Source organism: Serratia symbiotica (Periphyllus acericola), from assembly GCF_964019515.1.
In the GTDB taxonomy this organism is placed as follows: Bacteria; Pseudomonadota; Gammaproteobacteria; order Enterobacterales; family Enterobacteriaceae; genus Serratia; species Serratia symbiotica_D.
This window is the reverse complement of record NZ_OZ026452.1, coordinates 193,108-215,806: the sequence shown is the minus strand read 5'-3', so window position 1 is coordinate 215,806 and position 22,699 is coordinate 193,108. Positions and strand designations below refer to the sequence as shown.

At 51.6% G+C, this 22,699-nt stretch carries 14 protein-coding genes and 13 pseudogenes; 16 read left to right on the top strand and 11 right to left on the bottom strand.

Translation table 11 applies throughout. The features are described 5' to 3' along the window. Positions 1 to 207 precede the first annotated feature (207 nt). The 4 genes and pseudogenes from AACL06_RS01265 to AACL06_RS01250 all read right to left on the bottom strand — a co-directional run. A pseudogene (locus tag AACL06_RS01265) lies at positions 208 to 321 on the bottom strand (YqiA/YcfP family alpha/beta fold hydrolase); the annotation flags it as partial. Between the two features lie 51 nt (positions 322 to 372). Beyond that, a pseudogene (locus tag AACL06_RS01260) lies at positions 373 to 1,274 on the bottom strand (IS5 family transposase); the annotation flags it as partial. Beyond that, positions 1,207 to 1,368, bottom strand: a complete 162-nt coding sequence (locus AACL06_RS01255; RefSeq protein ID WP_339037436.1) for a hypothetical protein — start codon at positions 1,366 to 1,368, stop codon at positions 1,207 to 1,209. The pseudogene AACL06_RS01260 and the gene AACL06_RS01255, both read right to left, overlap by 68 nt. 13 nt (positions 1,369 to 1,381) lie before the next feature. Then, positions 1,382 to 1,690 (bottom strand): annotated as a pseudogene (locus AACL06_RS01250) (pilus assembly protein HofM); the annotation flags it as partial. Between the two features lie 131 nt (positions 1,691 to 1,821). Here AACL06_RS01250 and AACL06_RS01245 point away from each other — a divergent pair. Further along, positions 1,822 to 4,235 (top strand): annotated as a pseudogene (locus AACL06_RS01245) (PBP1A family penicillin-binding protein). A 53-nt stretch (positions 4,236 to 4,288) separates the two neighbouring features. On the opposite strand, the pseudogene nudE reads toward AACL06_RS01245, so the two are convergent. Beyond that, positions 4,289 to 4,820 (bottom strand): annotated as a pseudogene (gene nudE / locus AACL06_RS01240) (ADP compounds hydrolase NudE). 548 nt (positions 4,821 to 5,368) lie between these two features. Between nudE and hslR the strand changes: the two are divergent. The 5 genes and pseudogenes from hslR (at position 5,369) to AACL06_RS01215 (ending at position 9,959) form a co-directional block, all read left to right on the top strand. After that, positions 5,369 to 5,777 (top strand): annotated as a pseudogene (gene hslR / locus AACL06_RS01235) (ribosome-associated heat shock protein Hsp15). A 25-nt stretch (positions 5,778 to 5,802) separates the two neighbouring features. After that, positions 5,803 to 6,669 (top strand): Hsp33 family molecular chaperone HslO, encoded by an 867-nt coding sequence (hslO, locus tag AACL06_RS01230; protein ID WP_339037434.1) that lies wholly within the window; start codon positions 5,803 to 5,805, stop codon positions 6,667 to 6,669. A gap of 443 nt (positions 6,670 to 7,112) precedes the next feature. Next, a complete protein-coding gene (feoA, locus tag AACL06_RS01225; RefSeq protein WP_339037432.1) occupies positions 7,113 to 7,337 on the top strand; it encodes a ferrous iron transporter A in 225 nt (74 codons plus the stop codon). Between the two features lie 76 nt (positions 7,338 to 7,413). Next, positions 7,414 to 9,723: a Fe(2+) transporter permease subunit FeoB gene (gene feoB, locus AACL06_RS01220; RefSeq protein WP_339038446.1), complete on the top strand. Its 2,310-nt coding sequence runs from the start codon at positions 7,414 to 7,416 to the stop codon at positions 9,721 to 9,723. Next, the gene (locus AACL06_RS01215) at positions 9,723 to 9,959 is read left to right on the top strand and encodes a FeoC-like transcriptional regulator (RefSeq protein ID WP_339037430.1); all 237 of its coding nucleotides are present in this window, start codon (positions 9,723 to 9,725) and stop codon (positions 9,957 to 9,959) included. Before feoB ends, AACL06_RS01215 begins: the two co-directional genes overlap by 1 nt. A gap of 190 nt (positions 9,960 to 10,149) precedes the next feature. Here AACL06_RS01215 and bioH read toward each other — a convergent pair whose 3' ends face one another. Next, positions 10,150 to 10,920: a pimeloyl-ACP methyl ester esterase BioH gene (bioH, locus tag AACL06_RS01210; protein ID WP_339037428.1), complete on the bottom strand. Its 771-nt coding sequence runs from the start codon at positions 10,918 to 10,920 to the stop codon at positions 10,150 to 10,152. A 40-nt stretch (positions 10,921 to 10,960) separates the two neighbouring features. Here bioH and AACL06_RS01205 point away from each other — a divergent pair. From AACL06_RS01205 to AACL06_RS01160, 10 genes and pseudogenes are all read left to right on the top strand, one after another. Beyond that, positions 10,961 to 11,594: pseudogene (locus AACL06_RS01205) on the top strand (DNA utilization protein GntX). A 103-nt stretch (positions 11,595 to 11,697) separates the two neighbouring features. Beyond that, positions 11,698 to 12,273, top strand: a complete 576-nt coding sequence (gene nfuA / locus AACL06_RS01200) for a Fe-S biogenesis protein NfuA (RefSeq protein ID WP_339037426.1) — start codon at positions 11,698 to 11,700, stop codon at positions 12,271 to 12,273. A 79-nt stretch (positions 12,274 to 12,352) separates the two neighbouring features. Continuing rightward, positions 12,353 to 12,754 carry a DeoR family transcriptional regulator gene (locus tag AACL06_RS01195; protein WP_339037424.1) on the top strand — a complete coding sequence of 134 codons (402 nt, stop codon included), beginning with the start codon at positions 12,353 to 12,355 and terminating at the stop codon, positions 12,752 to 12,754. Between the two features lie 173 nt (positions 12,755 to 12,927). Beyond that, a pseudogene (locus AACL06_RS01190) lies at positions 12,928 to 13,187 on the top strand (rhodanese-like domain-containing protein). Positions 13,188 to 13,491: 304 nt separating this feature from the next. After that, positions 13,492 to 14,427 (top strand): annotated as a pseudogene (locus tag AACL06_RS01185) (IS5 family transposase). Between the two features lie 392 nt (positions 14,428 to 14,819). After that, a complete protein-coding gene (locus AACL06_RS01180; RefSeq protein WP_339037422.1) occupies positions 14,820 to 15,764 on the top strand; it encodes a metal ABC transporter substrate-binding protein in 945 nt (314 codons plus the stop codon). Further along, a pseudogene (locus tag AACL06_RS01175) lies at positions 15,761 to 16,655 on the top strand (manganese/iron ABC transporter ATP-binding protein). Before AACL06_RS01180 ends, AACL06_RS01175 begins: the two are co-directional and overlap by 4 nt. Continuing rightward, complete coding sequence (locus AACL06_RS01170; RefSeq protein ID WP_339037420.1) at positions 16,652 to 17,512, top strand: metal ABC transporter permease; 861 nt, start codon at positions 16,652 to 16,654, stop codon at positions 17,510 to 17,512. Before AACL06_RS01175 ends, AACL06_RS01170 begins: the two are co-directional and overlap by 4 nt. After that, the gene (locus AACL06_RS01165; protein WP_339037418.1) at positions 17,512 to 18,372 is read left to right on the top strand and encodes a metal ABC transporter permease; all 861 of its coding nucleotides are present in this window, start codon (positions 17,512 to 17,514) and stop codon (positions 18,370 to 18,372) included. Before AACL06_RS01170 ends, AACL06_RS01165 begins: the two co-directional genes overlap by 1 nt. 225 nt (positions 18,373 to 18,597) lie before the next feature. Then, positions 18,598 to 19,518: pseudogene (locus tag AACL06_RS01160) on the top strand (IS5 family transposase); the annotation flags it as partial. 325 nt (positions 19,519 to 19,843) lie between these two features. Here AACL06_RS01160 and arfA read toward each other — a convergent pair. The 5 genes and pseudogenes from arfA to rpsD form a co-directional block, all read right to left on the bottom strand. Continuing rightward, a pseudogene (gene arfA / locus AACL06_RS01155) lies at positions 19,844 to 19,957 on the bottom strand (alternative ribosome rescue factor ArfA); the annotation flags it as partial. A 75-nt stretch (positions 19,958 to 20,032) separates the two neighbouring features. After that, a pseudogene (gene zntR, locus AACL06_RS01150) lies at positions 20,033 to 20,464 on the bottom strand (Zn(2+)-responsive transcriptional regulator). Between the two features lie 141 nt (positions 20,465 to 20,605). Then, complete coding sequence (rplQ, locus tag AACL06_RS01145; protein ID WP_339037416.1) at positions 20,606 to 20,995, bottom strand: 50S ribosomal protein L17; 390 nt, start codon at positions 20,993 to 20,995, stop codon at positions 20,606 to 20,608. 43 nt (positions 20,996 to 21,038) lie between these two features. Beyond that, on the bottom strand, positions 21,039 to 22,028 hold the full coding sequence (locus AACL06_RS01140) for a DNA-directed RNA polymerase subunit alpha (protein ID WP_339037414.1): 990 nt from the start codon (positions 22,026 to 22,028) through the stop codon (positions 21,039 to 21,041). Positions 22,029 to 22,054: 26 nt separating this feature from the next. Then, positions 22,055 to 22,675, bottom strand: coding sequence for a 30S ribosomal protein S4 (rpsD, locus tag AACL06_RS01135; RefSeq protein ID WP_339037412.1), 621 nt, complete (start codon positions 22,673 to 22,675; stop codon positions 22,055 to 22,057). Positions 22,676 to 22,699 lie beyond the last annotated feature (24 nt).

Here is a 22,699-nt window from a genome sequence, read left to right as displayed (position 1 = left end):
TTTTATCCCCTTAGTCTTGCAAGCCGCCGCGCTGTTGGCTGCACCCGCGCACCTCAAGCGCTTACCTATCTAAGCTCCAAGAGGTTAATGAGCTTTCCGCCTATCCTCAACTTGCAATCCATTGGGTCTGCTATGCATACTTTTCTTACTTGACATTGTAGACGAGTTATAGACCTAAACAATCCAAAATCTGGGGAAGTCAGTATAATAATAGGCCACTGCTTGCTTGTAATCGAGAATTTCATCGCCTGTTTGTTGCAACAACCAGATTAAATCCGTTGATTCCAAGGAGGCGATGTGCATCATTTTTAGATCATAAACAGGCTTTGTTGAATAAATCAGATTTGGAATAAAGAGTCCCCTGAATGGGCAGCTTTCAGGCATACCGGCGAGCGTCATCTTGTTTAATGCACAGATCATGGCCAGCGCCTCTGCAACTTGCCCATCATAATATCGCAGCGACAGGTGACCACCAAATAGCTGTTTTACTCTGTACCTCGCTGTTGCCGCTATCGAACGTCGGTGGTAGCCTGTGATACTTTTTCACCGTGTGTTGTCTCCGGTAAGGCGCTGGTTCGCCACCGCTTGATTTCGCTCTGCATAGTCTGCCGACCAATAACGGGCTCCGCTGCTGGGCGGTATTAACGCCTCGAGCTTCTTGCCCCTTAACTCATCATCACACACTCGCGTATCCTAAGCCCGATACGCCGAGGCGACTTTGATTTTACGGTACCTCTGACGGATGAGACCTGGGAAGGCTTCGGTATCGGTGACATTGCTCAAGGAAAGGTCAGCACAGATGACCTCATGTGTTTCTGTATCTACGGCCAAATGCAGTCTTCGCCAGATCCGCCGTTTTTCCTGACCGTGTTTTTTTACCTTCCACTCGCCTTCACCCAACACGTTGATCCCGCTAGAGTCGATAACGAGGTGCGCAATTTCACCTGGCGTTGGTGTTTTAAACGGGACATGGTCGGACTTCGCCCGCTTACTGATGCAGGTGTCGTCCGGGCAGTTCAACGGCACTTTGATCAGTGTGACAATGGAGTAGACAAAGCCCTGAAGGGCGCGAAGTGTCAGGCCTAAAATCCGTTTCAGCATCAATACGCTGGTCATTGCCCGCTGGTCATTGCCATATCGGAATAATGTGGTGTGCGACCACGCAGAGAAGGTGTTGCCTCGCAGTACCAGGCGTGAAGTGCCGTTTCATCCCCCCAGCAAGTGAGTGAGCCCCGAGTGATAAGGGCGTTGTTGTAAGCCTTCCAGTTGGTGATGTTGCACTTTTGCTGGGCCACGGAATGTCGCTATTTTGACAGAAGGAGAGTGATCTGATCCGCGTGCCAGCCAAATGTTCGATTTATTCAACAACGCCCACTTGGATACTAATATAATCGTTGCGCTGCGGTTCTTTCAGCAGCGCATCCGGCTGCGGCATTCTCTGTTGCAAAACCCTTTGAGCTGGCAATGCAATGCATCGGGAAATATATTTTGGTAACTGGACACTCCACTGTCGTAGCTCCTGGATCAGGGCATTGGAATGTTCCAGGCAACCGTCGCACAATACCGCCTGCGACAACTTATGCTGCCACCAGTGGCGTAGTTGCCATCCATCGCGGAGACGTTGAACGGCCAAGGCTCGCACACTTTGGTTTTGTATATCCAGCCCCACTTGCCATGATTGATAGAACATATTTTTCGCCAAGCCCCCATCCGATGATGATAAATTTAAATTAAAGAACATATCCATGTTGCAGGCTTGCCTTTATACTACCGCGCGGTTGTTTCTAGACTGCCCAATGACATGAAAATGGGAAATCTCAGGTGAAGTTCGTAAAGTATTTTTTAATCTTCGCAGTGTGTTGCATTGTGCTGGGAGCAGCCTCGATTTTTAGCTTGTACAAATACATCGAGCCACAGCTACATGATGTTACAACACTGAAAGACATACGGCTACAGATACCGATGCATGTTTTCAGTACTGATGGCGAACTGATCGCTCAGTTCGGCTAGAAACGCCGGATCCCGCTGAAGCTGGATCAGATCCCATCGGTGATGGTGCACGCATTTATCGCTACCGAAGACAGCCGTTTCTATGAGCACCATGGCGTCGATCCAGTCGGCATCTTCCGCGCTGCCTCTATTGCGCTGATCTCTTGCCACGCGTCGCAAGGGGCAAGTACCATCACCCAACAGTTTGCGCGAAACTTCTTCTTGAGCCCGGAACGTACCCTGATGCGTAAGATCAAGGAAGCTTTCCTGGCGGTGCGCATCGAGCGAATGTTGTCTAAGTACGATATCCTTGAACTGTATCTGAACAAGATCTATTTAGGTTACCGCGCCTACGGCGTGGGTGCCGCTGCACAAGTATACTTAGGTAAAAACGTCAACCAGCTTAGCTTAAGCGAAATGGCGACTATAGCTGGTCTGCTGAAAGCCCGCTCCATCTTCAACCCGCTCTACTCTAACCGTCAACCGTCGTGCCGTCGCCTGCAGCAACGTGGTGCTGACGCGTATACTGGATGAGAATTACGTTACACAGGCGCAGTATGATCAGGCCCCTACTGAACATCTGGTGGCCCGCTACCATACGCAAGAAATCAGCTTCTCCGCCCCTTATCTCTCCGAGATGATGCGTCAGAAAATGATTACCCGCTATGGTGACAGCGCCTATACCGATGGCTACAAGGTCTACACTACAATCACTAAGCGGCTGCAACTGGCGGCGCAGAAGGCAGTGCGCAACAACGTGCTGGCTTACGATATGCGCCACGGTTACCGTGGCCCGTCCAAGGTGCTGTGGAGATTCGGTGCCGCAGCCTGGGATCAAAACCAGATCGTTGACACACTAAAAAACCTGCCCCACTACGGCCCGCTGGTGCCAGCGGTGATCACCGCCGCCAACGCTCAGGAAGATACAGCAATGTTGGCAGAAGGCAGCAATCCGGACGTCAACTCGGCGCTGGTGTCGATTAACCCGAACGATGGCGCGGTAAAAGCGCTGGTCGGCGGTTTTGATTTCAATCAGAGCAAATTCAACCGCATAACTCAAGCGCTGCGTCAGGTCGGTTCGAATATCAAACCGTTCCTGTATACCGCTGCGTTTGATAAGGGGATGACACTGGCCACCATTCTGAACGACCTGCCGATCACCCGCTGGGATGCCGGTGCTGTCACCTACTGGCGACCAAAGAACTCACCTCCCACCTACGCTGGCCCGATTCGCTTGCGCCAAGGGCTGGGCCAATCCAAGAACGTGGTGATGGTACGCGTGATGCGTGCCATGGGCGTTGACTACGCAGCGGAATACCTACAACGTTTCGGTTTCCCAGCGCAGAATATTTGCACACCGAATCATTGGCGCTAGGCTCAGCATCCTTCACCCCCATGCAGTTAGTGCGCAGCCATGCGGTGTTGGCAAACGGTGGTTATCTGGTGGAGCCGTACTTCATCACCAAAATCGAAGATGATAGCGGTAACACGCCATTCGTAACCAAGCCTAAGGAGGTTTGTAGTCAGTGTGACCTGCCAGTGATTTACGGTGATACCCAACGTTCAATGCTGCTTTCCGACGATAACGTCGAAAACGTTGCCATGTCGCAGGAAAGCAATAACAGTAACGTACCGATGCCTCAGTTAGAGCAAGTTACCCCTGCCCAAGTTCAGAAGGAGGGCGATCAGCAGTATGCGCCGCACGTCATCAGCAGCCAATTGGCGTTCCTGCTCCACGATGCATTAACAAGCAATATCTATCGTGAACAAATCTGGATGGGCACTGCATGGCGTTCAGGGCGTGATTTGAAACGTTATGATATTGGCGGTAAAACCGCTACCAACAGCTCGAAAGACGCTTGGTTTTCCGGCTATGGCCCGGATACCGTGACATCTGTATGGATCGGTTTCGATGATCATCGCCGTGATTTGGGCCGTTCAACGGCCTCAGGAGCCATCCCAGATCAAATTTCCGGCGGTGAAGGCGGTGCCAAGAGCGCACAACCGGCATGGAATGATTTCATGAAAATTGCGCTGGAAGGTATTCCAGAGCAGGAGGTCACCCCGCCTGCGGGCATTATCAGGGTCATCATCGACAAGAGCAGCGGCAAGCTCTCTGATGGTGGCAAGGCAATAGTAGCCGTTCTGAGTATTTCATCTAAGGCACTCAACCTACGGACTATCCATCGCGCGATACTAGAATCACGTTGATGGCTCCCGCTGGCGAAAGACGCGAGCTGTTCTGATCAAAAAGGCCAGAGCGATCTCTGGCCTTTTTGATTCAGCAGTGGGATAACGCTTAGCGCGAGCTGCGTAAAAATGCTTCGCTGAGGAACAGTGCGCAGACGTTGCGCGCTTTGCGGAAGTCCGGCTCCGCCAGCAGTGCCATCATGTTGGCAATCGGCCAACGTACCTGCGGAAACAGCTCTGGTTCATCCCCTATCAGGCTCTGTGGTATTCATTGTGCTGGAAAAGTACGATAGTGCCATCTTCAGCTTGCTGAGGAAATCAAAGCGTTTGGCCCCAAATCCCACCTCTTCCATTAATTCGCGGTTGGCCGCCTCCAATATCTTTTTACCCAGATCGATCAAGCCTTTCGGAAAACCTAGTTCATGGGACTCGGTACCCACCGCATACTCGCGGATCAACAACAGGTGGTCACCGATCACAGGCACAATTATCACCGCCTCACGCAGTGAAGGTCGCATGCGCTCATACACTCGCCGTTCCTCGTTACTGAATTCCAAATCGACCGACTCAACGTGAAATAGACGTAAACACGCAACCGTGACCACTTTCAGAATTTTAGGTTGTTGCGGGTGTTTATTCATGATTGCCTCACAGGGGTTACCCGTCAGCCAGCGGCAATATCAGGCGCGCAGAGGGATAGCCAAAATAATGATCGGTACAGCACAGGCTTCGTCAGTGTTCAAACGTTGACCAAATTTAATATTAGTCACATTGTGCGTTAACGCACATAAAACTATACCCAAAACAACTCGAGTTGTAGGATGGCGGCAACGCAGCAATCCCCAGGTGCTCATCCCAGTCAATGACTGGAATGAGCGAGGAAAGCTCACACACAGGCAACTCGGAGCATGACGGGTATATTGACTTTTTTAATCAGCTTAGCCTACACGCCCCCCATTTCTATCTCAATATGGGTAAACAGAGCTTAGAGCCTATCCCAGAGGTGCCAAGGTGGCCAAGTTTGGCCGCCATACCCGGCTCAGGCTTTGGATAAATAACTTGATTTATCATTTTCCACCCACATATCGGGTTATCTGAAAACAGATCAGCTTTTGTGACATGGTGCGGAAAAACCTTTCAGCACCCTGCGTTCCGGCTGTTGATACCAGCAGCTCTCAGGGGGATAAACATTAAAGAACAGGAAACACGCAACCAGGCGATTCGGCTGGATAAATGGTTGTGGGCGGCACGTTTCCACAAAACCCGTGCGTTAGCGCGGGAGATGATTGACGGTGGTAAAGTGAACTAAAATGGGCAGCGCGGTAAGCCAAGCAAGTTGGTTGAGCTCAATGCCGAGATCACACTGCGCCAAGGCAACGAAGAGCGCATAGTGATCGTACTGTCACTGACTAACCAGCGACGCAGTGCATGTGAGGCGCAGCAGGCATATCAGGAAACCGATGCCAGTATCGCCAAGCGCGAAAAAATGGCGCTCGCACGCAAGATGAACGCCTTGACTATGCCGCATCCAGATCGCCGTCCTGATAACAAAGGAGCGACGCAACCTGATAAAATTCAAATTTGGTGAGCCGGAATAATCACTCACCTCAATGAGAGAAAATTATGTCTAACCCTAACCAATTGTACCGTTACCTGTTTGAAAATTATGCGGTTCGCGGTGAGCTGGTTACCGTCAGCGAAACCTATCAGCAGGTACTTAGCAATCACGACTATTCAGCACCGGTACAGAAACTGTTGGGCGAACTGCTAGTCGCGACCAGCCTGTTGACCGCCACCTTGAAATTCGATGGCGACATCACCGTCCAGTTACAAGGTGATGGCCCGCTGAAGCTGGCTGTGATCAATGGCAACAACCGCCAGGAAATGCGTGGCGTGGCGCGCGTACAAGCCCCCGTTACCGAAGATAGCACCCTGCATCAGCTCATCGGCAATGGCGTCATGGTCATCACTATTTCGCCAACGGAAGGTGAGCGTTATCAGGGGGTGGTCGGTCTGGAGGGTGAAACCCTGACAGAATGTCTGGAAGCCTATTTTCGCCAATCAGAACAACTGACAACCCGCCTGTTCATCCACATAGATGAAAAAGTAGCGGCTGGTATGCTATTGCAGGCGTTACCGGCGCAGGAGGGCAACGCCAACGATTTCGACCATTTGGTGCAACTGACCAACACAGTGAAAAGCGCAGAGCTGTTCGGCCTGCCAGCTAACGAAGTGCTGTATCGCCTGTACCATCAAGAAAAGGTTACCCTATATGAGCCGCAGGATGTGCTGTTCCGTTGCACCTGTTCGCGCCAACGTTGTACCGATGCGCTGCTGACACTACCCACCGAAGAAGTGGCGGAAATGTTGGAGCAAGACGGCAATATTGATATGCATTGCGATTACTGCGGTAATCATTATCTCTTTGATCCAAGTGATGTCACAGCACTGTACGGCGGTAATAGCGGTAAAAGCAGCCCGTGGCATTAAGCATCTATGCCATTAGGCTATTTTATTCAACAAAGCCTTTATATGGGCTATATGGGCGAAACACCTATGGTTACCGCCCGTATTCCCCCATTAAAATATTATTAAATTCCCCACGGTGAAAATAAAAGGCGACAGAACTGTCGCCATAATTTTCAAAGCTATGAAATCAATCACAACTACGCAACTGATTGCTCATCATTCTCATCTGTGCCGTTAGTCATACAGCTTTCATCAAAGCAATGTTGCTGGCGGTTGCGATTACCACAATAACAATTGGTTACCAATTCCCTTTCTTTTCGCATTGCAAGCAATAACGATTCTCACTATTATTGGTTTTTTTATGCGCAGATTTATGGGTGAGTAACGCCGATGGCGCATCTTGTTCGCCGACAACGCGCAATAATCATCAGCACTACTCCCCCAACTCCCGGAAGGTTAATGACATGCCTCTTCTGCCCAAACACACTTATAAGATCGTCGGCTTCTCCAGCGAAATTGGGCCTGCCTATCGCCAGAAATTGCTATCGCTCGGTATGCTGCCCGGCTCCTCATTCGAGATATTGCGCGTTGCTCCGCTCGGCGATCCGATAGCAATCAAGACCCACCGCGTCAACCTGGTGCTGCGCAGAAAAGATCTAGCCCTATTGCTGCTTGACGAGCAACCCTGAGCCGTCGTCATTGGGTTCGATTGCCGCTTTTCCATTGCGTCGGCGTTGTTTTCACTAACTCGTATAATCTTTGATTATGAAAAAACTCAACATCGGCTTAGTAGGTAATCCGAACTCCGGTAAAACTACACTGTTCAATCAACTGACCGGAGCCAAGCAGCGGGTTGGCAACTGGGCGGGCGTCACCGTCGAACGCAAGGAAGGTCAGTTCACTACACCACAGTCTGAAGCTAAGCTGGTCGACCTGCCAGGTACCTATTCCCTGACCACCATCTCGGAGCAAACCTCGCTCGACGAACAGATCGCCTGCTACTACATCCTCAGTGGCGATGCCGATCTGCTGATCAACGTGATCGACGCCTCCAACCTGGAGCGCAATCTCTACCTGACGCTGCAACTTTTGGAGTTGGGCATCCCGTGCATCATCGCACTGAACATGCTGGATATCGCCAAAAGTCAGCACATCAATACCGATATCGCCGCGCTGTCGTCGCGACTGGGCTGCCCGGTGGTTCCAATGGTTTCTACCAAGGCCGATGGCATCGGCGTGCTGAAGCAGATGATCGACAATCATCAGTTTAACGAATTGAAAGCGCTGGTGAGCTACCCATCGCTTTTGCTGAAAGAGGTCGCCACGCTAAGCGACGCCATGCCGGAGCACCTGCCGACGGAGCAACGCCGCTGGCTGGCGTTGCAGATGCTTGAAGGTGATATCTACAGCCACAGCCTGGCTGGCCCCGCCACTACGCTGCTGCCGGCGGCCAAGCTGGCGCTGCAACAGCAGGAAGATCCGGCGCTGGTGATCGCCGATGCCCGTTACCAGTCGATCACCACCCTATGCGATGAGGTCAGCAACTCGCAGCAGGCGATGCCGAACCGCCTGACCGAACTGCTGGACAAAGTGATCCTCAACCGCTGGCTGGGGGTGCCGATCTTCCTGTTGGTGATGTACCTGATGTTCCTGCTGGCGATCAACATCGGTGGCGCGCTACAGCCGATTTTCGATATCGGGTCGGAGGCCATATTCATTCAGGGCATTCAGTGGCTCGGTTATACCTTACACTTCCCTGAATGGCTGACCCTGTTCCTGGCACAAGGGGTCAGCGGCGGCATCCATACCGTGCTACCGCTAGTGCCGCAGATCGGTATGATGTATCTGTTCCTATCTTTCCTTGAAGACTCAGGTTACATGGCTCGTGCAGCGTTCGTCATGGATCGTCTGATGCAGGCACTTGGGCTGCCGGGCAAATCTTTTGTGCCCCTGATCGTCGGCTTCGGCTGCAACGTGCCTTCGATCATGGGTGCCAGAACGCTGGACGCCCAGCGTGAACGACTGATCACCATCATGATGGCACCTTTCATGTCCTGCGGTGCCCGCCTGGCGATCTTCGCGGTGTTTGCCGCCGCCTTCTTCGGACAGGACGGCACGGAGGTGGTGTTTTCGCTATATATGCTCGGCATCGTGGTCGCGATCCTCACCGGCCTGGTGCTGAAATACACCCTCATGCGCGGCGAAGCCTCACCATTCGTCATGGAGTTGCCGGTCTACCACGTACCGCACCTTAAAAGCCTGCTGCTGCAAACCTGGCAACGATTGAAAGACTTCGTGCTACGCGCTGGCAAAGTGATCGTGATAGCCAGCATCTTTATCGGTGGCCTAAACAGCTTCACGTTCAGCGGCAAACCGGTCGACAACATCAACGATTCCGCGCTGGCGTCGGTGTCAAAAATTATGACGCCGCTGCTACAACCGATGGGCGTGCACAACGATAACTGGCCGGCCACAGTCGGCTTGGTGGCCGGTGCCATAGCGAAAGAAGTGGTGGTCGGCACGCTGAATACCCTTTATACCGCCGAACGTATCAGCAACCAGGAATTCGACGCCGCCAGCTTCAATCTGCTGGATGAGCTGGACGGCGCGCTGCGGAAAACCTGGCAAGGGCTGAAAAACACCTTCAGCCTGAGCGTGCTGGCCAATCCTATCGAAGCCAATAAGGGCGAAGGGGAGATGGAGGTCAGTTCGGTAGGGGTGATGAGCAGCAAGTTTGGTTCGAACATCTCCGCCTACAGCTACTTGATTTTCGTGCTGCTGTATGTACCTTGCGCGTCGGTAATGGGTGCAATCGCCCGTGAATCAAGCCGTGGCTGGATGACGTTCTCCATTCTGTGGGGACTGAACATCGCTTACTCGCTGGCGACGTTGTTCTATCAGGTGGCGACTTTCAATCAGCATCCACAGTACAGCCTGACGGTTATCCTGGTGGTAGTGCTGGTTAATCTGTTGATCCTGTGTAGCCTACGCCGGGCGCGCAGCCGCGTCACGGTGCGTCTGGGCAACGCCACACCGGCCTCCTGCTGCAAGTGCTCCCAGGGGAACTGCCACTGATGACCAGTCTGCTGAAAGTACGTGATGCGCTTGCGCTACACGGTAACGTGCAGGCGCAACAGCTCAGCCGTCTGTTAGGTGCGCCGACACCGCTGGTACAGGCGATGCTTGAACGTTTAACGGCCATGGGTAAGGTGATGCGCATTAAGCAGGATAACAACACCTGCCTGAGTGGCAGTTGCAAAAGCTGCCCGCAAGGGCAAGGGTGCAGTACGGTGGTGTATCGATTGAAGTGATCTCATGAGTGCCGCCCTATCCTGCCTTTTTCATCAATATTTATAACCCATCAAATAAGGCTATTTTATTTGCCATTTTGGCCCTGGGCTGTGCTCACCTTCCTTACGGACGCCCTGTGCGCTGCGGTAATTGCGCGCTGTCCTGATCCAAATTAGCGGCAACTAATTTCACGCCTACTCGGATAGGTTCTTAATGTGCTGCGCTAAAAGACACAATAAGCGACGCGAACTCGTCAGGATGAGAAATAAAAGGCGCGTGGGCAGCTTTAGGCACCATCACAGAGACTGAATGCGGCCAACTAATGTCGAGCCGTTCGGCAACCTTGCGCGGCACCAATCCATCGATATAGCCATAGACACGCAGCAACGGCAAAGCTAATCCCGCCAGCGTCTGGCGTAGATCAGCGGTACGCAATATCTCAAGGCCTCCGTTCAACACCTCAACTGTGGGCATCGGCTGATTGAGCACCACCGATTTTAGCAGGCGGGCATCCTGACGCGCGCTATTAGTACCCAACGTCTGTAAGGCCAAAAAACGCTCGACGGTGCGTTGGAAATCCTGGCTCAACTGATGCTGAAAATCACTCAACACGTCCGGGCGGATACCTGGCCAATCGCCTAGCATGGCAAAGCACGGCGAGGACGCGACGGTGATCAACCCGCGTACTCGCTGCGGCTGCATCAGCGCTGCCTGGCTGGCCACCAGCCCACCAAGTGACCAGCCGAGCCACCAAGCCTGTGGCGGCGCGGCGGTGAGCGCCCTCTCAGCCATCTGCTCTAGCGACATCGCGCCAAACCCTTGGCTGCGGCCATAGCCGGGCAGATCGACCAAATATAGGCGAAAATGCGGCGTCAGACGAGCCAGCATGCAGCCCCATACCTCGGCATTCAAACCCCAACCGTGCAGCAGTACAAGATCGCGTCCACCTTCACCTATTATTTGCCGATACAACGCTGTCATCGGTTAATGTCCTTGTAAGTTCGTTCGTTACCAGGAACCTATGCTATCAATCCGCAGCCGGTGTTGGCTATGTCGGCAACCATTACAGCTTATCAAACACGGCATCTGTAGCTACTTCCTGCGTAATCTACCGGCACAAACCACTGTGCTGCCCGCGCTGTGCGCTGCCTGCTGTGAGTCCGCTACCCCCCTGTGGCCGCTACCTGCAACAGCCGCCACTATGGCAACGGTTGGTGTTCGCCAGTGACTATTATTAACCCACTAAGCCAGTTGGTTAAGAGGTTCAAGTTTCAGCACGCCCCCGAGCTAGCACCCATACTGGCGCGCATGATGCTATTAAGCTGGTCGCAAGCACGCAGAGAGCTGTATCTGAACAAACCCGATCTGATTTTGGCTGTCCCCTTACAAGCAAAACGCTGCTGGCATCGCGGCTATAATCAGAGCAATCTATTAGCCTGGCCGCTAGCATATTGTCTGAGTTGTACCTATCGACCAGCGGCATTGCGCCGGATAGGCAAAACTCTCTTACAGCAGCAACTCAGTGCCGGTGGGCGCTGCGGCGCAACGCCTTTGATTGCGATGAGCAAGTCGCAGGACGGCATGTCGCCCTGTTAGATGATGTGGTCACCACGGGCAGTACGGTGGCGGAAATCGCTACACTGTTGCATCGGTAGGGTGCCGCATCACTACAAATATGGTAAATCTGCCGCACGTTGTAGTGCCATGGCGATGGGCGTATTATAACCTGCTGTAGAAGTCAACTATTGAGCTAATGCTATGATCCATATAACAGATGCTGCACAGGAACACTTTGCCAAACTGCTTGCAAATCAAGAAAAAGGCACCCAAATCCGTGTATTCGTGATCAACCCCGGCACGCCAACAGCGGAATGTGGTGTCTCTTATTGCCCACCAGACGCAGTAGAAGCCACGGACACCGAACTACAGTTCGAAAAATTATCTGCCTTTGTCGATGAACTGAGCGCACCGTATTTGGACGATGCCGAAATCGACTTCGTCACCGACAAGTTGGGTTTACAACTGACGTTAAAAGCGCCAAATGCAAAAATGCGCAAGGTGGACGATAATGCGCCGCTAATGGAACGCGTTAAATACCTGCTGCAATCGCAGATCAACCTGCAACTGGCTGGCCACGGTGGCCGCGTGACGTTGATGGAGATCACAGATGACAATCTGGCGATCCTGCAATTTGGCGGCGGCTGTAACGGCTGCTCCATGGTTGACGTGACGCTGAAGGAAGGGATCGAGAAAGAGCTGTTGCTGCAGTTCCCGGAGTTGAAAGGCGTGCGAGATCTGACCGAGCATCAGCGCGGTGAGCACTCTTACTACTGATGCCCTTCTTACTTGAACTTGCAGCGTTGTTGGCGGCTTGTATATTATATAACCGCACAGCGTAGGCAGATTGTCAGTAGTGTTGGATGAGTTGATCGATAATCCCAGCTGGCTGTGTATGATGAGCGTTATCAAGCGCAACCTGTTGTATTGTCAGCAGGATCGCAAAGGTGAGATGCACAGGCTCGGTTCCTGCATCAACGGCGGTCTAGCATCGACCAATCCGCCATCTCCCGATGGAGCCTGCGTGACTGAGTGCCAGCGCCACAATGCCATTATCAATCTCTTACCGCGTCACGGGCAAATTTCCATGGCAGACGTGATAGCAGTGTTTAATATCTCTCCCACTACCACACGCTCCGCGACATCAATAAGCCGAATGAAATTGGCAAGTGGCGCCAGGTCTGCAAAGGCGCTGAAGCCACGTAGACTCTATAACCCGCATGGACGCCGCTCAATATTTACCAAACCCAGCATCTAGACAAGAAAATGTACGTCGTCGCAGCTTTGCTAGCCGGGTGAAATCAGGGAGGCGACGTGCTGCTGGTATGATAAAACCACAGTGTTAATCTGGTCTAAACGGCTGCATAATTGACTAGAATGGCGCTATATTCTTATTATGAGGCAGTCAGCAGTATGGAATAGTTTAAAGCGATCAACGTTGAGCAAGCTTACACCCGTTGGAAAGATGGCAGTGCCGCTCTGGTTGATATTCGCGATACGCAGAGTTTTGATGCGGGCATACGCCGGGTGCCTTCCACCTCACTAACACCAGCCGCAGCGTGGCGCAATACTTGTTGCATCATGGATTTGACGCGGTCTGCAGCATTGACGGCGGCTTTGAAGCCTGTGTGCGCCAGTATCCACAGCACGTCAGCCGAACACTGGCGGGTTTCTTTTTTAAACGGAAGTGAAATGATTAGAGTAACCGCCGTCTCCAACCTGCGCCTGGCGTTGGCCTTTGTCGATTATATGGGGTTATAAGCCCCCCCTAATCCACGAAATTTTTAGAAATGCTCAAATTAACAATTTACCTTCAGTCAATCCCTGCCAAAATGGCATATAAATCAATTGGTTTTTGCTTATCCCTGAAGGCGTAGTGCCCAAGGAAATGCAGATGCTGCCAGGCTGCTGGTGAAATTCGCCTGAGCAAGGGCGTTGTTGAATAAATCGAACATTTGGCCGGCATGCGGATCAGATCACTCTCCTTCTGTCAAAATAGCGACATGCCGTGCCCAGCAAAAGTTCAACATCACCAACTGGAAGGCTTACAACAACGCCCTTATCACTCGGGGTTTACTCACTTTCTCGGTGGATGAAACGGCACTTCACGCCTGGTACTGCGAGGCAAAACCTTCTCTGCGTGGTCGCCCACCACATTATTCTGATATGGCAATCACCAGCGTATTGATGCTGAAACGGATTTTCGGCCTGACACTTCGCGCCCTACAGGGCTTCGGCGACTCCATTGTCACACTGATCAAAGTGCCGTTGAACTGCCCGGACGACACCTGCATCAGTAAGCGGGCGAAGTCCGGCCATGTCCCGTTTAAAACACCAACGCCAGGTGAAATTGCGCACCTCTTTATCGACTCTAGCGGGCTCAACGTGTTGGGTGAAGGGGAGTGGATGGCAAAAAAACACGGTCAGGAAAAATGGCGGATCTGGCGAAAACTGCATTTGGCCGTAGATACAGAAACACATGATGTCATCTGTGCTGACCTTTCCTTGAGCAATGTCACCGATACCGAAGCTTTCCCAGGTCTTATCCGCCAGAGGTACCGTAACATCAAAGTCGCCTCGGCGGATCGGGCTTAGGATACGCGAGTGTGTGATGATGCGTTAAGGGGCAAGAAGCTCAAGGCGTTAATACCGCCCAGCAGCGGAGCCCGTTATTGGTCGGCAGACTATGCAGAGCGAAATCAAGCAGTGGCGAACCAGCGCCTTACCCGAGACAACACACGGTGGAAAAGTATCACAGGCTACCACCGAGGTTCGATAGCGGCAACAGCGAGGTACAGAGTAAAACAGCTATTTGGTGGTCACCTGTCGCTGCGAGATTATGATGGGCAAGTTGCAGAGGCGCTGGCCATGATCTGTTCACTAAACAAGATGACGCTCGCCGGTATGCCAGAAAGTGTACGCCTTGCCTGAAGGCTGCCCATTCACGGGACTCTTTATTCCAAATCCGATTTATTCAACAACGCCATAGCAAGAGGTGATTTATCAATCAACCTGTCCCTACATGCTTTGTGGTAACTTTTGCTACTGCGTGGCAGAATATATGTTGGTCCAGTTGAGCAAACATATATCCTGTGAAAGCCCTGCAGCAGTGCCCACCAGCCATTGCCGGATATAGCCTACACTTGGAGTGACCAGATTAACAGGTTACATATTGAAATATAAAATATTATAAGTCACTAACTGGTATTATTTTCTTAGTAGCGGAAATAATTTACCTTCTATCCGTGGTTGCTGCTTGACTTTGTTATGAATGATATTAATAATCAATTGCATTTATAACAATACCCAGATTAGGTGCTATTATGCTGTTGAAAAACATTGCTTATACTCGTAACTGTCTGCGCCAGGCAGCCGCTTTTTTCCGACCGTTCAGCCCACTATGTCTATTGCTAAGCGCCAGTCTGTTTAGCCAAACCTCTTTGGCGGAGAAAAAGTTCCGCGTGGTGACAACTTTCACCATTATTCAGGACATTGCACAGAATGTGGCAGGTGACGCCGCAGTAGTGGAATCCATCACCAAGCCGGGCGCAGAAATCCACGATTACCAACCAACGCCCCGCGATATCGTCAAAGCGCAGCATGCCGATCTGATCCTGTGGAATGGCATGGATCTGGAACGTTGGTTCCAGCGCTTTTTCGAGAACATTAAACAAGTGCCAGCGGCGTTCGTGACCAAAGGTATTACCCCGCTGCCGATCCGAGAAGGCCCTTACAACGGTATCCCAAACCCGCATGCCTGGATGTCGCCAAGCAACGCGCTGGTGTATATCGAAAACATCCGTAAGGCACTGGTTCAATACGATCCGGCCAACGCAGCGACCTATAACCGTAACGCCAAAGCCTACGCCGCTAAAATCAGCGCACTCGATGCCCCACTTCGCGCACGCCTGTCACGCATTCCTCTAGCCCAGCGCTGGCTAGTGAGCAGTGAGGGTGCTTTCAGCTATCTGGCGAAGGACTACCAATTAAAAGAGTTTTACCTGTGGCCGATCAATGCCGATGAGCAGGGGTCACCGCAGCAGGTTCGCCGCGTAGTGGATGCAGTGCGCACCCACCATATTCCGGTAGTGTTCAGCGAAAGCACCATTTCAGACAAGCCAGCCAAGCAAGTGGCGAAAGGGACTGGTGCCAAATACGGCGGCGTGCTGTATGTTGATTCATTGTCTACCCAAGATGGGCCAGTGCCTACCTATATTGACCTGCTTAGGGTCACAGTAGAAACCATCGCCAAAGGATTTAATCAATGACCAGCGAGGTTTTTGTCCGCCCTGAGTTGAGCGTGGACAATGTGACGGTAACCTACAACAATGGCCATACCGCGATCCACAGTGCCAACTTTACCCTTAGAGGTGGTTCCATTTGCGCACTGGTCGGTGCTAATGGCAGTGGCAAATCCACGTTGTTCAAAAGCATCATGGGCCTAGTCAGGCCTATTGCTGGACGGGTGCTATTAAGTGAAAAGCCAGTGTCAGACGCCTTGAAAAAAAACCTTATCGCCTACGTACCGCAAACCGAGGAGGTAGACTGGAACTTCCCGGTGCTGGTAGAATACGTAGTAATGATGGGCCGTTACGGCAAGATGAACTTCCTGCGTATCCCTGCGCAGGAGGATCGGTTGCGGGTTGACAAAGCACTGGAGCGCGTTGGGTTAAGCGAATTGCGCACCCGGCAAATTGGTGAGCTATCCGGTGGCCAAAAGAAGCGCGTATTCCTGGCGCGGGCGCTGGCTCAACAGGGTACAGTGCTGCTGCTCGACGAACCGTTCACCGGCGTTGATGTCAAAACTGAAAACACAATTATCGAACTGCTGCGTGCGTTGCGTGACGAAGGCCACCTGATCCTGGTTTCCACCCACAACCTCGGCAGTGTACCGGAGTTCTGTGACCAGGTGATCCTGATTAACCGCACGGTGCTGGCCGCCGGGCCGACAGCAACCACCTTTACCCAAAGCAATCTGGAACAAGCATTTGGCGGTGTACTACGCCATATCAATCTGTCTGGGACGGATCTGCATGAGGATAACGATTCCGCGTACCGTGACTATGTTGACCGATGAAGAACGGCCAGCAGTATTCTACGGCCATACCAAAAACGACCCGCCATCACAAAGCCAGCAAAAGGAGAAACACCCCAGATGATGGAACTCCTAATGCAACCTTTCAGCTACAACTACATGGTAAAAGCCATCTGGGTCAGCGCCATCGTCGGTGCTGCTTGCGCGTTCCTCTCGGCCTACCTGATGCTGAAAGGCTGGTCGCTGATGGGTGATGCGTTGTCGCATTCGGTGATGCCTGGCGTGGCCGGTGCCTATGCCCTTGGCCTTCCCTACGCCGTCGGCGCATTCTTTACTGGCATGCTGGCGGCGCTGGCGATGACGCTGGTCCGCCACATCACCCGCCTGCGTGAAGATGCGATCATCGGCTTTATCTTTTCCACCTTCTTTGCAGTTGGCCTGTTGATCGTTTCACTCAATCCGACTTCGGTTAATGTTCAGTCAATTATCTTCGGCAACATTCTTGGCATCGCCGACAAAGATGTACAGCAGGTTGAAATCATCATCGGCATATCGCTATTGATCCTGTGCTTACTGTGGAAAGACCTGCTGGCGGTATTCTTTGATGAAAATCACGCGGTTTCGATCGGCCTGTCTCCATTGCGCCTTAAGATCTTGTTCTTCAGCCTGCTCAGCGCCTGTACCGTAGCCGCACTGCAAACCGTCGGTGCCATCTTGGTGATCGCTATGGTGATTACGCCGGGAGCCACCGCTTATCTACTGACTGACCGTTTCAGCCGGTTGGTGCTCCTCGCCATCACTATAGGCGCGTTGACCAGCGGTATTGGTGCCTACCTGAGCTTTTTCCTAGACGGTGCCACTGGTGGTGTGATCGTGACCTTGCAAACGCTAGTGTTCCTGGTGGCTTTCTTCTTTGCCCCCAAGCACGGTTTGCTAGCGTCAAAACGCCGTATGGCACGTGAATACCCTGGGGGACACTGATGGAAAACTTGTATCAACTGTTCAGTGAACCTTTCGCTTACCCGTTTATACAGCGGGCGATTATCGCCGCCATCGCCACTGGCGTGATCTGCGCAGTACTGTCCTGCTATCTGGTGCTAAAGGGCTGGTCACTGATGGGAGATGCTATTTCTCACGCGGTGCTGCCAGGCATTGTGATAGCGTTCGTACTCAGTATTCCACTCGCGATCGGTGCCTTTCTTTCCGGTATTTTCTGCGCGGTGGCTACTGGCTACCTGAAAGAGCACAGCCGGGTGAAGGAAGATACAGTAATGGGCATCGTCTTCTCTGGCATGTTCGCCTTTGGGCTGGTGCTATTTTCACGTATCGACACCAATCAGCACCTGAGCCATATTTTGTTCGGCGATATGCTGGGTATTACCGACGGTGAATTGAAGCAAACGCTGTTGATCGCTGGTGCCACCCTGGTGATAATGGTGCTAAAGCGCAAAGACTTCATGCTTTACTGCTTTGACCCACATCATGCATGGGTGATTGGCCTGCCGGTGAAGCTGCTGCACTACGGACTACTGTGCCTACTGGCGCTGACCATTGTCGCATCGTTGCAGGCAGTCGGGGTGATTTTAGTGATCGCAATGCTGATTGCACCAGGCATCATTGCCTTTATGTTGTGCCGTATTTTTGACAGCATGCTGATCGTCGCAACGCTGGTTTCGGTATTTTCCTGCGTGCTCGGCACCCTGATCAGTTTCTATATCGACGGCGCTACCGGCCCCTGCATCGTGATCGTTCAAGCCATGCTGTTCGTCATCGCTTTGCTTTACAGCAAGCTGCGACCGTTACATTATCATCAGCAGGTATTGCTCAAAGATACACTCTGATAACAGCGCGGCGTGTACTTGCCACCGCGCAACTCTAACCTAATCGGTCTATGTCGCTGAAACTCGTCCAGCGCCTTCTTTCCTTCCCTTGACCCGACAGATAAACCCTTTTTGATATTCATAACGGCGTTGTTGAATAAATTGAATATTTGGCCGGCACGAGGATCAGATAACTCTCCTTGCTGTCATCATATCACTCTCCTTCTGTCAAAATAGCGACATTCCGTGGCCCAGAAAAAGTTCAACATCACCAACTGGAAGGCTTACAACAACGCCCTTATCACTCGGGGTTGACTCACTTGCTGGGGGGATGAAACGGCACTTCACGCCTGGTACTGCGAGGCAAAACCTTCTCTGCGTGGTCGCCCACCACATTATTCCGATATGGCAATCACCAGCGTATTGATGCTGAAACGGATTTTCGGCCTGACACTTCGCGCCCTACAGGGCTTTGTCGACTCCATTGTCACACTGATCAAAGTGCCGTTGAACTGCCCGGACGACACCTGCATCAGTAAGCGGGCAAAGTCCGGCCATGTCCCGTTTAAAACCCCAACGCCGGGTGAAATTGCGCACCTCGTTATCGACTCTAGCGGGCTTAACGTGTTGGGTGAAGGCGAGTGGATGGCAAAAAAATACGGTCAGGAAAAACGGCGGATCTGGCGAAAACTGCATTTGGCCGTAGATACAGAAACACATGAGGTCATCTGTGCTGACCTTTCTTTGAGCAATGTCACCGATACCGAAGCCTTCCCAGGTCTCATCCGTCAGAGGTACCGTAAAATCAAAGTCGCCTCGGCGGATCGGGCTTAGGATACGCGAGTGTGTGATGATGAGTTAAGGGGCAAGAAGCTCAAGGCGTTAATACCGCCCAGAAGCGGAGCCCGTTATTGGTCGGCAGACTATGCAGAGCAAAATCAAGCGGTGGCGAACCAGCGCCTTACCGGAGAAAACACACGGTGGAAAAGTATCACAGGCTACCACCGACGTTCGATAGCGGCAACAGCGAGGTACAGAGTAAAACAGCTATTTGGTGGTCACCTGTCGCTGCGAGATTATGATGGGCAAGTTGCAGAGGCACTGGCCATAATCTGTGCATTAAACAAGATGCCGCTCGCCGGTATGCCAGAAAGTGTACGCCTTGCCAGAAAGATGCCCATTAAGGGGACTCTTTATTCTAAATCTGATTTATTCAACAACGCCCATATTATCGTGCAAGCACCAGCGCCGAGGCTCAAAATAACGCGCGTCTGTCAGTCACATGGGCAATACAGGAACGGAATTACAAGCTTGAACTTGAGCTGAAAAAATTGAAACGATGTCTATGAATCACACACCTTATTTTGTGATCCACTACATTTTCCTGTATCCGTTACTGGAGTGAACATATCAAAAACAGGCAATTAAACAATTTAAATCACAGTCTCTACTTTCCACCTGCCTCCCATGCGTGTTTGTCTTTACGCCGTTAGCTGCCTTTCGCTTTGATTTTCCTCTCCACACGTTGGTGGAATAATGGATCATACAGCAGCGCCTCAATGGCGTTATCCTGAATCTGACCTTTGGTATGGCGGTATTTCGTCACGGCAATAACCATATTAAAAGTATCATTATAAAGTGTGCCGTTGATATTGTCGTCCATGTAAAAATTAAAGGCTCCTCAGTGGTCTTTTTCGCACTTTTCATCTCTGGCACCCTGTTCCAGCGCCTCAAGGATAGAACAATAGTTACTGGAGTGGGCGGCACAGCAACAGGCATCGCTCAACCGCTTCAGGGATCCATACATCCGGGTTAACTCAGCCAACTTGTTTTCAACATCATTCAAGCGAGCATCAACGATAGACTTCGACTCCTTGGAGGTATGATGCTCTGGGTCGATGCGGATTGACAACAGTTCGGCGATCATCTCTAGCGTAACACTTAATTGTTTGGCATAGCGGATAAAACGTAGACGTTGCAGATCCTGATTGCTATACAGCCGATAGCCTCCTGCTGTACGGACATTATGATCCATCATGCCTTACTTCTCATAGTAGCGTATCGTATCCGGAGTTATGTCAGCGAGCTTCGCCAATTGACCGATTTTGAACATCACTTTTCCTCCCAGATAAATTTACCCTGCAACACACTTAGATATCATGTCGACTTAGTTAAAGGGATGGGTAGCTTAAGATCAATGGGAATTTAGGCGTAAAAAAACCAGGCTTGCCCGGTTTTTTTACGCGTCTACAGATTACTCTGCAGTTGCTACTTCTGCTTGAGACTCAGCACGATCAACCAGCTCGATGTATGCCATCGGTGCGTTGTCGCCCGCACGGAAGCCACACTTTAGAATACGAGTGTAGCCTCCAGCACGGCTCGAAAAAGGCGGGCCCAGCTCATTAAACAGTTTTGACACGATCTCGTTATCACGGGTGCGGGCGAATGCCAGACGACGATTAGCTACGCTGTCGGTCTTAGCAAGAGTAATCAGCGGCTCAACAACGCGACGCAGCTCTTTCGCTTTTGGCAGGGTCGTCTTAATGATTTCATGACGAACCAAAGAGCCGACCATGTTACGGAACATAGCCTGTCGATGGCTGCTTTTACGGTTCAATTGACGACCACTCTTACGATGGCGCATGACCTTATCCTTATCAGTAAAACCTTAACCTGTGATCCGCCGGTTACTCGTCAGCAATGCTTGCCGGCGGCCAGTTTTCCAGGCGCATGCCCAGAGACAAACCCCGTGAGGCCAGCACGTCTTTAATCTCAGTGAGAGACTTTTTACCCAGGTTCGGCGTTTTCAGCAACTCAACCTCGGTACGCTGTACCAGATCACCGATGTAGTGGATAGCTTCTGCCTTGAGGCAGTTAGCAGAGCGGACAGTCAATTCCAGATCGTCAACAGGACGCAGCAGGATTGGATCGAACTCTGGTTTCTCTTCTTTTACTTCCGGGTGACGTACATCACGCAGATCAACGAAAGCTTCAAGTTGTTCAGCCAGAATGGTAGCCGCACGGCGGATCGACTCTTCAGGATCGATCGCGCCATTGGTTTCCATCTCGATTACCAGCTTGTCCAAGTCAGTACGCTGTTCTACACGCGCTGCTTTAACATTGTAGGCAATACGCTCTACAGGGCTAAAGCAGGCATCAACCAACAGACGACCAATCGGATGCTCATCTTCTTCCGAATGAATTCGGGCAGAGGCCGGCACATAACCACGGCCACGCTGAACTTTGATACGCATACTGATAGCAGCGTTTTCATCGGTCAAATGGCAGATTATATGCTGCGGCTTGACGATTTCGACATCACCATCATGGGTGATATCGGCAGCGGTCACAGGGCCAATGCCAGATTTATTCAGGGTAAGAATAACTTCGTCTTTTCCTTGAACTCTCACCGCCAGCCCTTTCAGGTTGAGCAGGATCTCCAGGATATCTTCCTGTACTCCTTCTTTTGTGCTGTACTCATGCAGTACACCATCAATCTCAACCTCGGTCACCGCGCAACCCGGCATAGATGAAAGCAGAATACGGCGCAGTGCGTTGCCAAGAGTATGGCCAAAGCCACGCTCTAAAGGCTCAAGGGTCACCTTGGCGTGCGTCGAACTAATTTGCTCGATATCTACCAGGCGCGGTTTTAGAAACTCTGTCACAGAACCCTGCATTGTGTCCTCTCTTTGAAACTCAAGCTTTACTTGGAGTAAAGCTCGACGATCAGGTGTTCGTTAATGTCCGCAGACAGATCAGTACGTTCAGGAATACGTTTGAACACACCTTCCATCTTGAGCGCATCAACTTCCAGCCAAGTCGGCTTTTCGCGCTGCTCAGCCAGCTCCAAAGAAGCTTTAACACGAGATTGCTTTTTAGCCTTCTCGCGGATGCTGACTACGTCATTCGGAGATACCTGATAAGAAGCGATGTTAACAGCACGACTGTTTACCATAATTGCTTTGTGGCTAACCAACTGACGTGACTCTGCACGCGTAGCGCCGAAGCCCATACGGTAGACAACGTTGTCCAGACGACCTTCCAGCAGCTGCAGCAGGTTTGCACCGGTGTTTCCCTTCAAGCGTGCTGCTTCTTTATAATAGTTACGGAACTGACGCTCCAGAACACCGTACATACGACGAACTTTCTGCTTCTCACGTAACTGTACACCATAGTCAGACAGACGCTGCTTGCGCGCACCATGTTGACCAGGAGGTTGATCAATTTTACATTTTGAATCGATCGCACGAACGCCAGACTTCAGGAACAGGTCTGTGCCCTCGCGGCGGCTAAGCTTGAGCTTAGGACCCAAATATCTTGCCATTTTCTTTCTCCAACAATCCGAAAA